Annotated in this window: 11 protein-coding genes; 5 read left to right on the top strand and 6 right to left on the bottom strand. The window is 75.2% G+C overall.

What is annotated here, in order from left to right; genetic code table 11:
- Positions 1-82: 82 nt before the first annotated feature.
- Complete coding sequence (locus tag COO58_RS26330; RefSeq protein WP_098747697.1) at positions 83-718, top strand: HD domain-containing protein; 636 nt, start codon at positions 83-85, stop codon at positions 716-718.
- Here the strand turns inward: COO58_RS26330 and COO58_RS26325 are convergent.
- The gene (locus tag COO58_RS26325) at positions 644-976 is read right to left on the bottom strand and encodes a DUF4031 domain-containing protein (protein ID WP_091576892.1); all 333 of its coding nucleotides are present in this window, start codon (positions 974-976) and stop codon (positions 644-646) included. The two genes, COO58_RS26330 and COO58_RS26325, sit on opposite strands and share 75 nt — an antisense overlap.
- A 33-nt stretch (positions 977-1,009) precedes the next feature.
- On the opposite strand from COO58_RS26325, the gene COO58_RS26320 reads away from it, so the two are divergent.
- A complete protein-coding gene (locus COO58_RS26320) occupies positions 1,010-2,410 on the top strand; it encodes an FAD-binding oxidoreductase (RefSeq protein WP_098747695.1) in 1,401 nt (466 codons plus the stop codon).
- Position 2,411: 1 nt separating this feature from the next.
- On the opposite strand, the gene COO58_RS26315 is transcribed toward COO58_RS26320, so the two are convergent.
- Both COO58_RS26315 and COO58_RS26310 read right to left on the bottom strand, forming a co-directional pair.
- On the bottom strand, positions 2,412-2,921 hold the full coding sequence (locus COO58_RS26315; RefSeq protein ID WP_091569111.1) for a hypothetical protein: 510 nt from the start codon (positions 2,919-2,921) through the stop codon (positions 2,412-2,414).
- Between the two features lie 69 nt (positions 2,922-2,990).
- Positions 2,991-4,793, bottom strand: coding sequence for a glycerol-3-phosphate dehydrogenase/oxidase (locus tag COO58_RS26310; RefSeq protein ID WP_098747877.1), 1,803 nt, complete (start codon positions 4,791-4,793; stop codon positions 2,991-2,993).
- 68 nt (positions 4,794-4,861) lie between these two features.
- Between COO58_RS26310 and COO58_RS26305 the strand changes: the two genes are divergently transcribed.
- From COO58_RS26305 to COO58_RS26295, 3 genes are all read left to right on the top strand, one after another.
- Complete coding sequence (locus tag COO58_RS26305; protein ID WP_098747693.1) at positions 4,862-7,294, top strand: S8 family serine peptidase; 2,433 nt, start codon at positions 4,862-4,864, stop codon at positions 7,292-7,294.
- Positions 7,295-7,337: 43 nt separating this feature from the next.
- Positions 7,338-8,264 (top strand): GNAT family N-acetyltransferase, encoded by a 927-nt coding sequence (locus tag COO58_RS26300; protein WP_098747691.1) that lies wholly within the window; start codon positions 7,338-7,340, stop codon positions 8,262-8,264.
- Between the two features lie 62 nt (positions 8,265-8,326).
- Positions 8,327-8,569, top strand: coding sequence for a hypothetical protein (locus tag COO58_RS26295; RefSeq protein WP_091569104.1), 243 nt, complete (start codon positions 8,327-8,329; stop codon positions 8,567-8,569).
- Between the two features lie 70 nt (positions 8,570-8,639).
- Here COO58_RS26295 and groL read toward each other — a convergent pair whose 3' ends face one another.
- The 3 genes from groL to COO58_RS26280 all read right to left on the bottom strand — a co-directional run bounded on the left by groL (position 8,640) and on the right by COO58_RS26280 (position 12,220).
- A complete protein-coding gene (gene groL, locus COO58_RS26290; RefSeq protein ID WP_018787968.1) occupies positions 8,640-10,262 on the bottom strand; it encodes a chaperonin GroEL in 1,623 nt (540 codons plus the stop codon).
- A gap of 273 nt (positions 10,263-10,535) precedes the next feature.
- Entirely contained in the window at positions 10,536-11,906 is a 1,371-nt protein-coding gene (locus tag COO58_RS26285; RefSeq protein ID WP_098747689.1) for a hypothetical protein, read from the bottom strand.
- A gap of 110 nt (positions 11,907-12,016) precedes the next feature.
- Positions 12,017-12,220, bottom strand: a complete 204-nt coding sequence (locus tag COO58_RS26280; protein WP_067305333.1) for a cold-shock protein — start codon at positions 12,218-12,220, stop codon at positions 12,017-12,019.
- Positions 12,221-12,252: the final 32 nt, after the last annotated feature.

Genomic DNA, 12,252 nt, shown 5'->3' with positions numbered 1-12,252 from the left:
CCGGGCCACGGCCATGGCCGGTACTACCCGTCCCACCCCGGGTGAATCCTCGCGCCGCCCGCGATGGGGCAGACTTCAGCCGATGGACGACCTGACGGCACGGTGGCGGGACGCCGCCCTCGCGGCCGGCGCCACCGACCCGGCGGGCGTGGACCGGGCCGGGGCGCGCCTGCTGGCCGGCTGGCGGGAACCCCACCGGCGGTACCACACGGTGGACCACCTGCGGGCGGTCCTCGACGTGGTGGACGCGTACGCGGACTCCGCCCGCCGACCCGACCTGGTCCGGCTGGCCGCGTGGTGCCACGACGTGGTCCACGACCCGCGGGCGGGCGGCGACACCAACGAGCGGGCCAGCGCCGAGCTGGGCGACACGCTGCTCACCGCCGCCGGACTGCCGGCCGCGGCGGTGACCGAGGTACGCCGCCTGGTGCTGCTCACCGCCGGCCACGCGGTCGGCCCGGACGACCCGGACGGCGCGCTGCTCTGCGACGCCGACCTGGCCGTGCTGGCCGCCCCACCGGACGGCTACGACCGCTACGCCGCCGCGATCCGCCGGGAGTACGCCCACGTCCCCGAGCCGGACTTCCGCGCCGGCCGGGCGGCCGTGCTGCGGCACCTGCTCGGCCTGCCGGCGCTCTACCGCCTACCCGAGCCGCACGCCCGCTGGGAGGACGCCGCCCGGGCCAACCTGAGCCGGGAACTCGCGCGCCTCGGCTGAGGCGCGGGGCTTGGGGCGGCGCAGGTCGGCGGCGCGCAGCAGGCGGACGATGTCCCGGGATCCGACCACCGTCGCGCCCAGCCAGACCGCGACCCGGAACCGCTCGGCGGGCAGGTCGTAGTGGTCCCGGTCGAAGCCGCGCCGGGGCGCGCCGAGCATCTCGGCGAAGGCGTGCAGCTCCGCGTAGGAGACGTCGCTGATCAGGTGCGACCACAGCCGGCCGCGCCAGGGCACCGTGGGCGGGTCCAGGTAGAGCACGGCGACCAACGGTACGCCGGTAGCCTTCCCGGCATGGCCGCCCATCCCCTCCTCGACGACCTGCGGGCCGCGCTCGGCGACGCCGCCGTGCTGACCGATCCGGACCTGCTGGCCGGGCACCAACGCGACGAGGCGGACCTGTGCGCCGCGGGCACCCCGCTGGTGGTGGTCCGGCCGCGGGACACCGAGGGCGTGGTGGCGGCGGTCCGCGCGGCCGGTCGGCACGGCGTACCGGTGGTGCCGCAGGGGGCGCGGACCGGGCTGGCCGGCGCGGCGAACGCGGTGCCCGGCGCGCTGGTGCTGAGCACCACGGCGATGGACCGGATCCGGGAGATCGACCCGGTCGGCCGGTTCGCCGTGGTGCAACCGGGCGTGGTCAACGCGGCGCTGGCCCGGGCGGTCCGGGAGCAGGGTCTCTGGTACCCGCCGGACCCGGGCTCGTGGGAGTCGTCGACCATCGGCGGCAACGTGGCCACCAACGCGGGCGGCATGTGCTGCCCGAAGTACGGCGTGACGACCGAGTACGTGCTCGGCCTGGAGGTGGTGCTGGCCTCCGGCGAGGTGTTGCGCACCGGCCGCCGCACCGCCAAGGGCGTCGCGGGGTACGACCTGACCCGGCTCTTCGTCGGCTCGGAGGGCACGCTCGGCGTGATCACCGAGGTGACGGTGGCGTTGCGCCCGGCGCCGGAGGCGTCACTGACCCTGGTCGCGGTCTTCCCGACCACGGCGGCGGCCGGTGGCGCGGTGGCCGGGATCGCCCGGCGGGGTCTCACCCCGAGCCTGTTGGAGCTGCTGGACCGGACCCACCTGCTGGCGATCGAGGCGTACCGGCCGATGGGTCTGCGCACCGACGCCGAGGCGCTGCTGCTGGCGGCGGTGGACACCGGCGCAAGGGCTGCCGACGACCTGGCCCGGATCGCCGAGGTGTGCACCGGGGCCGGCGCCGACGAGGTCTGGGTGGCCACCGACGCGACCGAGGCGGCCGCCCTGCTCCAGGCCCGGCGGCTGGCCCATCCGGCGATGGAACGGTTCGCCGCGGAGACGTTCCCCGGCGGCAACGGCGGCCTGGTCATCGACGACGTGGCGGTGCCGCGCGGCCGGCTGGCCGAACTGCTGGACGGGGTGGCCCGGATCGCCGAGGCGTGCGACGTGCCGATCGGCGTGGTCGGTCACGCCGGGGACGGCAACATGCACCCCAACATCGTGGTCGACCGGGCCGACCCGGTGAGTCTGGACCGGGGGCGGCGGGCCTTCGACGAGATCATGCGGCTCGGGTTGGAACTGGGCGGCACCTGCACCGGGGAGCACGGCGTCGGGCTGCTGAAGCGGGACTGGCTGGCCCGGGAGATCGGCCCGGTGGGCGTCCGGGTGCACCAGGCGATCAAGGCGGCGCTGGACCCGGCCGGGCTGCTCAACCCGGGCAAGGTGATCTGAGTCAGCCCTTGTCCTCGGCCGGGGTCGCCTGGGTGAGCAGCAGCAGCACGTCGTAGGCGACCGTCGGCTTCGGCTCGCCCGGGCAGTCCTGGATGGTCACGGTCAGCCCGGGCGGGACGAGCAGCGTCGAGGTCAGCACGCCGATGCAGCCCTGCTTGTACTGCCGCGCCTGGTCGGTCTCCCCGACCAGCGCCGGGTCGGTGAGCATCTGCTGCAACCGCTGCGTCTGCTCGGGGTTGAGCGTGCCGGTCGCGTCGACACCGTCGCCAGCGCAGTCACGGCACTGCCACCGGCCGGTCGGGTCCACGTCGAGCGTGCGGACCGGCCCGTCCGCACCCAGCCGCTGCACCAGGGAGACACGTTTCCCGGCCGGGGTCGGTGCGGCGGAGCCCTGCTGACCGGGTGTGGTGGCCCCTTCGGCCCGGCCGAAGAGTGTGCAGCCGGTCAGGGTGGTCGCCAGCAGAATGCCGGCGGAGAGGGCGGCGACGCGCGACCAGGTTGGGCGAACCACGCGGGAAACCTACACTTCCGTAGGTAGCGCGCACCACCGGCCGAGCGGCCGGTAGGGGTTCCGGTTTTCTCAGCGCGGCGAGGTGGGGAGTTCGGTCCCCCGGTCGGCGGCGAAACCGCGCACGTCCGGCGCGCCGAGCCGCGCCGCGTCGGCCGCGACGTCGTCCGACATGAGCTGCGACGCCCGCTCGGCCTCGACCCGCGCCCGGTAGTGGGCGACCTCCCGGGCCCGGGTCGCCGCGTCCCAGCCGAGCACCGCGCCCATCAACTCCGCGGTGTGCTCGGCCGACTCCATTCCGCGATGACTGGTCTCGATGGAGATCCGGGTACGCCGGGTGAGCACGTCCTCCAGGTGCAGCGCGCCCTCGGCGCGGGCCGCGTACGTCACCTCGGCGGCCAGGTACTCCGGCGCGCCGGCCAGCGGCGAGCCGAGCAACGGGTCGGCGTCGACCAGGGCGAGCAGGTCCAGGGTGAGGTTGCCGTAGCGCTCCAGCAGGTGCTCGACCACGCCGACCGCCACCCCGTGCCGGCGGGCCAGGTCGGCCCGGTCCCGCCACAGGGCCGCGTACCCGTCGGCGCCGAGCAGCGGCAGGTCGGCGGTGCGCGACGGCCGGGACTGCCCGAGCCGGTGCATGGCCCGGTCGACCACGTCGGCGGCCATCACCCGGTAGGTCGTGTACTTGCCGCCGGCCACCAGCAACAGGCCGAGCATCGGCTCCACCACGGCGTGCTCCCGGGAGAGCTTGGAGGTGGAGTCCGCCTCGCCGGCCAGCAGCGGTCGCAGCCCGGCGTAGACGCCCTCGATGTCGGCGGTGGTCAACGGCCGGTCCAGCACGGTGTTGACCTGCGACAGCAGGTAGTCGATGTCGCCCGCGGTCGCGGCCGGGTGGGACCGGTCGAGCTGCCAGTCGGTGTCGGTGGTGCCGATGATCCAGTGGCCGCCCCACGGGATGACGAACAGTACGCTCGTCGCGGTACGCAGGATCAGCCCGGTCTCGCCGACGATGGCCGAGCGGGGCACCACGAGGTGCACGCCCTTGGAGGCCCGGACCCGCAGCTTGGGGCGGAGCCCGACGTCGTTGAGCATCCGCGACATGTCGTCGCTCCACACGCCGGTCGCGGCGATCACGGTGCGCGCGCGTACCTCGAACTCGGCGTCCGGCGCGTCGGCCGGCGCCTCCAGGTCGCGCACCCGGACGCCGGTCACCTCGCGGGCCTGGCGGATCAGGCCGACCGCCCGGGCACTGGTGACCACTGTCGCGCCGAGGCTGGCCGCGGTGCGGGCCAGCGTCACCACGAGGCGGGCGTCGTCGACCTGGCCGTCGTAGTAGCGGATCGCGCCGGCCAGCGTGTCCGGCCGGAGGCTGGGAAAGATCCGCCGGGCGCCCTCGCGGGTAAGGTGCCGGTGCAGCGGCATCCCGCGGCCCCCGCCGAACACTCCGGCGAACACGTCGTAGGCGGCCACGCCGAGCCCGTAGTAGGAGCGGCGGAAGATCCGTCGAGGCACGTCACGGGCGCCGCCCTCGGCCGGCAGCGGCACCAGGATCGGCACCGGGCGGACCAGGTGCGGGGCGAGCCGGGTGGCCAGCAGCCCGCGTTCGGTCAGCGCCTCGTGGACCAGGTGGAACTCCAACTGCTCCAGGTAGCGCAGGCCACCGTGGATGAGCTTGCTGGACCGACTGGAGGTGCCGGCGGCATAGTCGCGCGCCTCGACCAAAGCGACCTTCAGGCCCCGGGACGCGGCGTCCAGCGCGGCGCCCGCACCGGTGACGCCACCGCCGATGACCAGCACGTCGAACCGCTCGGCGCGGAGCCGGCGCAGGTCGTCGGCGCGGCGCTCGGCGGAGAGCTGACCGGCCTCGGATCGGGACACGTTGGGGTCGCGCACCCGTCCACGGTAACCGTCCCCGCGCCACCGCGACACGTCCCGGCCGTACCGTGATGACCATGCTCACCGGCCCGCCCGCTGTTCCCGTACCCCCGCCACCGCCCCGCGAGACCGGGCCGTGGCCGGTCGTCGCGGCGGTGCTGACCGGCCTGTGGGCCGTGCTGGTCACCGTGCCCGGCCAGGTCACCGGCTGGTTGGTCGACCAGGTGGTGCTGGTCAGCGGGCTGGACCGGGCCCTGGCGGTGTGGCCGGTGGTGGCGGCGGCCACCGTGCTGCTGGTCGGCGCGCCCGCACTGGCGTTGGCGCTGGCGCCCCGCTCACCGGCCCTGCGGGCGACCGGCCGCGCCTGGACCGCCGGGGTACTCGCGCTCGGCGCGGCGACGTTGCTCCGGGTGGTGCCGCCGGTGCACCACGAGGCGTACCTGGGGGCGCTGGCGGTGACCGCCGCGCTGCTCGCGTTCGTCGCGGAGCGGCTCACCCGCCGTCGCCCGGTCGTCCCTCCGGCGGCGACCGGGGAGGCGGGCCGGGGCGGGCGGTTCGGGGCGGTGCCGTTGCTGGCGATCGCCGCCGGGCTGGCCACGCTGCTGCCCTGGGCCTGGATCGGCGCGCTGGGCGGGGTGCTGGAGACGCTGCTCGCCGGGCTGGCCGCCGCCGCGCTCGGCGTCCTGGCGGGGGTGCTGCTCGGTCCCGGGTTCTGGACCGCGTTCGGCACCGGGTCGGCGCGCCGGCCGGTCCGGGCGGCGCTGCTCGGCGGCCTGGTCGCCGGCGTCACGCTGACGTTGCTGGCGGCCGGGGCCGGGCAGTCCGGCGCGCAGCTCCCGGCGCTGGTCCTGCTGCCGCCGCTCGGTTTCGTGCTGGGCGCGCTGGACGCCGCGGCCCGGCGCGGCGGCCGGCCGGCCGGCTCGGCGCCGGCGCGCTGGCTGGTCGGTCTGGCGCTCGCCGGACCGCTGGCCTTCACCGACCCGGAGGAGGTCACGCTCCTGCTGGCCACCGCCCGCGACGTGCCGTACTGGGTCGCGGTCGGCACCGGCGCCGGGTTCGCCGTCGCGGCGCTGCTCGCCGTCGGGTACGGCGTGCTGTTCGCCCGGAGCCGCGCCGGCGCGCCCCGGCGCGGTCCGGCCGCGCTGGCCGCCGGCGCGCTGCTGGCCGCCGTGGCGGTGGTGTACGTGGTGCCCGGCCAACCGGGCCTGTACGGCGAGCGGCTGCTGGTGGTGCTGCGCGAGCAGGCCGACCTGAGCGGCCTGCCGGCCGGCGCGCCGGGCCGGGCGGGACGGGACGCGCGGGCCGCCGAGGTCTACCGGCGGCTGGTCGCCACCGCCGACCGGACGCAGGGCGACCTGCGCCGCACGCTGCGCGGACTGCGCCTGAACCCGACGCCCTACTACCTGGTCAACGCGATCGAGACGGACGGCGGGCCGGCGGTGCGGGCGTGGCTCTCCGGCCGCCCCGAGGTGGCCCGGGTGCTGGTCGGCCAGCGCCCGCGCCCGTTGCCCGCGGCGGCGCCGCCGGCCCGGGGCGACGCCCCGGCGCCGACCGGTCCGACCTGGAACGTGTCGCTGATCGGGGCGGACCGGGTCTGGTCGGAGCTGGGCGTCACCGGCACCGGCGTGGTGGTGGGTAGCTCGGACTCCGGGGTGGACGGCCGGCACCCGGCGCTCGCCGCCGGATTCCGGGGCGGCGACGACTCCTGGTACGACCCGTGGGAGCACCGTCGCGCACCGGCCGACCGGGGCGGCCACGGCACCCACACGCTGGGCAGCGCGGTCGGCCGCGACGGGATCGGGGTGGCGCCCGGGGCGCGCTGGGTGGGCTGCGTCAACCTGGACCGCAACCTGGGCAGCCCGGCCCGCTACCTCGACTGCCTCCAGTTCATGCTGGCCCCGTTCCCGCCTGGCGGGGACCCGTTCACCGACGGCCGTCCGGCGCGCGCCCCGGACGTGCTGACCAACTCGTGGGGCTGCCCGCCGCTGGAGGGCTGCGACCCGGGGGCGCTGCGCCCGGCCACCGCCGCGCTGGCCGCCGCCGGCATCCTGGTGGTGGCCGCCGCCGGCAACACCGGTCCGCACTGCGGGTCGATCGTCGACCCGCCGGCGCCGTACCCGGACGTGCTCACGGTCGGCGCGGTCGACCGGAGCCGCCGGCTCACCGACTTCTCCAGCCGGGGCCCGGCCGCAACGGCCGGCAAGCCCGATCTGGTGGCCCCGGGCGCGGCGGTGCCGTCGGCGTTCCCCGGCGGTGGTTACGCCACCCTGGACGGCACGTCGATGGCGACGCCGCAGGTGGCCGGCGTGGTGGCGCTGATGTGGTCGGCCAACCCGGCGCTGGTCGGCGACCTGGACCGGACCCGGCGGATCCTCGCCGACACGGCCACCCCGGCCACGGTCCCCGCCGGCGCGCCCTGCGGGGGCACCCGCGACCTGGTCGGCGCGGGCCTGGTCGACGCGTACGCGGCGGTGCGGGCCGCCCGGGCGGCCTCCAGCGGTTAGGAACCCTGTCCATTGCGGCGCCGATGACCTAGGGTCGGCGACCATGGACGTGGAGATCATCGAGCTGGGCCGGGACCGCCTGCCCGAGGTCGTCGAACTCTGCCGGCGGTCGCTCGACCTGCCGGAGGACGCGGCCGAGGCGTCGGCCGTGGTGACCACGCTCGCCGACCGGGCCGCGGCCGACCGGACCGTGCTGCGGCTCGGCGCGGTACGCGACGGCAACCTGGTCGGGGTGCTGGTGGGTTCGCTGTCGGCGACCGATCCCCGGCTCGGCCACGTCGACCTGGTCGCGGTGGCCCCGGCGGAACGCCGCCAGGGGGTCGGTGGCGCGCTGCTCGCGGAGGCGGAGGCCCGGCTGGCCGCGCTCGGCGCCGCCGAGCTGCTGCTGGCCGGCAACCCGCCGCACTACGCCTGGCCGGGGATCGACGTGCGTTACACGCCGGCGGTCTGCGCCGCGTCACGGCTCGGCTTCCGGCAGGACCGGACGGCCTGGAACATGACCGCCGAGCTGACCGAGGGGTCGCCGGCGCTGCGCTCCACCGAGGCCGCCGAGCAGCGGCTGGCCGGGCGGGGCGTGACCGTACGTCGGGCCGGACCGGCGGACCTGCCGGCGTTGACCGCGTTCGCCCGGGCCACGTTCGGCGGCACCTGGGACGGCGAGCTGGCCGGTTCGGTGGGTCGCCCGGACGCGGGCGCGCACCTGGCCGAACGGGACGGGGAGATCCTCGGCTTCGCGGCCTGGGGGTCGGCGCGACCGAGCTGGTTCGGGCCGATGGGCACCGCCCCGGCGGCCGAGGGGTCCGGCATCGGCGGGGTGCTGCTGCGCCGATGCCTGCGGGACCAGGCGGCGTCCGGGATCGGCGCGGCGCAGATCGGCTGGGTGGGCCCGGTGCCGTTCTACTCCGGCGCGGCGGGCGCCCGGATCGAGCGCGTCTTCTTCCTCTACCGGAAAGCCATCAAAAGGGCATAACGCCGTTCACCCTCCCTGGCGTCACCCGGGCCCTACGGTCGGTAGGCAGGAGGAGGCGGTGCATGAGCACGGATGACGAACGGGCCGACGACCCGGCCACGGGCCGACGCCCGACCGACGAGCTTCCCGGGCAGCTCCCGTTCGACCGGCTCGACGTCGGCGACGCCGAACAGCTCGCCGAGCTGGCCGGGGCCGACCAGCCACCCGTGGAGGAGCCACGGCAACCGGTGGACGAACCGAGGTGGCTGCCGCCCCCGTACGACCGGGCGAAGAAGCGCCGCAACCAACGCCCGCTGCCCACCTGACACGTACGCGGAAAGGGGGCGGACCGCTTGACGCGGCCCGCCCCCTTCGGCGTACGGGATGGAGCTGGACTCAGAAGTCCATCTCCCCGCCACCCGGACCAGCCGGGGCGGCCGGGGTCTTCTCCGGCTTGTCCGCCACGACGGCCTCGGTGGTGAGGAACAGCGCGGCGATCGAGGCGGCGTTCTGCAGCGCGGAACGCGTCACCTTGGCCGGGTCGATGATGCCCGCGGCCAGCAGGTCCACGTACTCGCCGGTCGCGGCGTTGAGGCCGTGACCCGGGTCGAGGTTGCGGACCCGCTCGACGACGACGCCACCCTCCATGCCGGCGTTGACGGCGATCTGCCGCAGCGGGGCGTCCAGCGCGATCTTGACGATCTGCGCGCCGGTGGCCTCGTCGCCGGCCAGGTCCAGCTTGTCGAAGGCGGTCTTGCCGGCCTGCACCAGCGCGACGCCACCACCCGGGACGATGCCCTCCTCGACGGCGGCCTTCGCGTTGCGGACAGCGTCCTCGATGCGGTGCTTGCGCTCCTTCAGCTCGACCTCGGTGGCCGCGCCGACCTTGATCACCGCAACACCGCCGGCCAGCTTGGCCAGACGCTCCTGCAGCTTCTCCCGGTCGTAGTCGGAGTCGCTCTTGTCGATCTCGGCCCGGATCTGGTTCACCCGGCCCTGGATCTGCTCGGCGTCGCCGGCACCGTCGACGATGGTGGTCTCGTCCTTGGTCACCACGACCTTGCGGGCGCGGCCCAGCATCTCGAGGCCGGTCGCGTCCAGCTTGAGGCCGACCTCCTCGCTGATGACCTGGCCACCGGTGAGGATGGCGATGTCGGTCAGCATGGCCTTGCGGCGGTCACCGAAGCCCGGCGCCTTGACGGCGACCGACTTGAAGGTGCCCCGGACCTTGTTGACCACCAGGGTGGCGAGGGCCTCGCCCTCCAGGTCCTCGGCGATGATCAGCAGCGGCTTGCCCGACTGCATGACCTTCTCCAGGATCGGGAGCAGGTCCTTCACCGACGAGATCTTGCTGTTGACGATCAGGATGTAGGGGTCGTCGAAGACGGCCTCCATACGCTCCGGGTCGGTCATGAAGTAGGCGGAGATGTAGCCCTTGTCGAAGCGCATGCCCTCGGTGAGCTCGAGCTCCAGGCCGAAGGTGTTGCTCTCCTCGACGGTGATGACGCCTTCCTTGCCCACCTTGTCCATCGCCTCGGCGATGATCTCACCGACGCTGGGGTCGGCGGCGGAGATGGAGGCGGTGGAGGCGATCTGCTCCTTGGTCTCCACGTCCTTGGCGAGCTTGAGCAGCTCCTCCGAGACGTTGGCGACGGCGGCCTCGATGCCCCGCTTCAGGGCCATCGGGTTGGCGCCGGCGGCCACGTTGCGCAGACCCTCACGGACCAGGGCCTGGGCCAGGACGGTCGCCGTCGTCGTGCCGTCACCGGCGACGTCGTCGGTCTTCTTCGCGACCTCCTTGACCAGCTCGGCGCCGATCTTCTCGTACGGGTCCTCGAGCTCGATCTCCTTGGCGATGCTCACACCATCGTTGGTGATGGTGGGGGCACCCCACTTCTTCTCGAGCACGACGTTGCGGCCCTTGGGGCCGAGGGTCACCTTCACGGCGTCGGCGAGCTGGTTCATGCCCCGCTCGAGGCCGCGGCGCGCCTCTTCGTCGAACGCGATCATCTTGGCCATACGGCGTTGTCCTCCTGGACACTCACGGGCCACCCGGATGCCCGGATGGGCCGTCTGGTGTACGCACCTTGGGGACGTCGCCACCTGGCGACGACGACGTCTCCTCGGTCGGGCCGGACAGCCCGCGACGACCGGCCTCGTACCGCTCCGACGCCCTTCGGGCACCGGCGCGATCGTGGCCCTACCGCCCCGACCTTCTGGCACTCACCGTACGCGAGTGCCAATGACTTGTTTAGCACTCTCCCTAGCCGAGTGCAAGCACGACGGCCCCGCTCAGCCGAGTTCCGCCGCCAGTCGGGCCGCGTTCACCGGGCCTTCCTGCGCCCGCTGTTCGGCGTACGCGACGACCAGCCCGACCAGCTGCGCCAGGTAGGCCGGCGCGGCCAACGCGGCGCCGACCACGGCCAGCGCCACCGCGCCGACGGTGGTGCCCGGCGCGCTCGTCGGATCGGCCCCGAACACCACCCCGCTCACCGTGCTGACCACCAGGTCCAGCACGGTCGCCGCGAGCAGCGCGCACATCACCAGCGCCACCCGGCCCAGCACCATGCCGAACCGCTGGTGGAACATCCGCCAGGCCCGCCCGATCGGCTCCTGCCGCTCGAACAGGTAGACCGGCCCGAACAGGGCGACCGCGAACCCGACGTAGATACCGGGTAACAGGCAGAGGCACGCGCCAACGGTGATCAGCAGCGAGGCCACGATGGTCCAGCCCCAGAGACCGAGCGCGCGGCGCAGCCCGTACCGGAGGGCCGGGCCGAGACCGGCCGGCTCACCGGCGGCCTGGCGGGCGACCACCCACGTGCCCGCGCCCCAGCCGGCGGCCTGCACCGGGCCGAAGATCAGCGCGGCGAGCATGACCACGCCGTAGAAGGCGAACACGTGCTCCAGGTAGCCGTCGGGCAGCACCGGAGCGCCGTCCGGGCCGGTCACCGGCTCGTCGGTGGGCACCAGGTAGAGCGAGAGGACCGAGATGATCGCGGCCGGGACGCACTGGGTGAGCAACATGATCGGCAGCAGCTGCCGCCAACCGCGCCGCGCCGCGCCGGCACACCGCGAGAACCAGCCGGCGACACCGGCGTGCGGCGGGGTGACCAGCGGGTCGTTCGGGTCGGTGGGCGGATACCAGCCGTAGTGGCCACCGGGCATCGGCTGGGCCGGGTACGGCGCGCCGGGCATCGGGTGGCCCGGATACGCCGGCCCGCCGGCCGGCCAGCCCCAGCCCGTCGAGGGGTCACCCGGCGGCGCGGGCCAGCCGGACGGCGGCGTGGCCCCGGACGACGCGGGCCAACCCGGCGCAGGCGTGGCCCCGGACGACGCGGGCCAACCCGGCGCAGGCGTGGCGCCGGACGACGCGGGCCAACCCGGCGCAGGCGTGGCGCCGGACGACGCGGGCCAACCCGGCGGGGGCATGGCCGGGGTGGTGGGGTCGGGGTGGGCGGGCTGCGTCGCGCCGGGGCCCGGCTGCTCGGGCACGACCGGCCGGGCCCAGGGGTCGGCGGCCGGTGCGGGCGATCCGGACGGGCCCGGCTGCCCCGGCACCGGCCCGGCGGTCGGCGGCGTGGACCGGGTCGGGTCGGTCGGCGCACCGGACGACGCCGGGGGCATCGGTTCGGTGGAACCCGACGGGGGCAGGTCGGACATGGGCCCTCCTCAGCGGCAACGGCTGGAACGGCTCATGATCTTCCACGGTGCGAGGCCGCACCGCAGCCCCGGTCGGGGTGGCTCGGCCGCCGGCGGCGGGCCAGGCCCGGTCAGGCGATGACGCGGACCCGCTCGGCCTGCGGACCCTTCTGGCCCTGGGCGATCTCGAACTCGACCCGCTGGCCGTCGTCCAGCGCCTTGTAACCGTCCATCTCGATCGCGGAGAAGTGGACGAACACGTCCTGCCCGCCGTCGACGGCGATGAAGCCGTAGCCCTTTTCGGAGTTGAACCACTTCACGGTGCCCTGTGCCACGGTGCACTTCCTCACTCTGCGCGGCGTTCCAA

It is taken from the genome of Micromonospora sp. WMMA1996, assembly GCF_002573675.1.
Classification (GTDB): domain Bacteria; phylum Actinomycetota; class Actinomycetes; order Mycobacteriales; family Micromonosporaceae; genus Micromonospora; species Micromonospora sediminicola.
The sequence above is the reverse complement of the archived record's forward strand: the minus strand, read 5'-3'. Positions and strand labels throughout refer to the sequence as shown.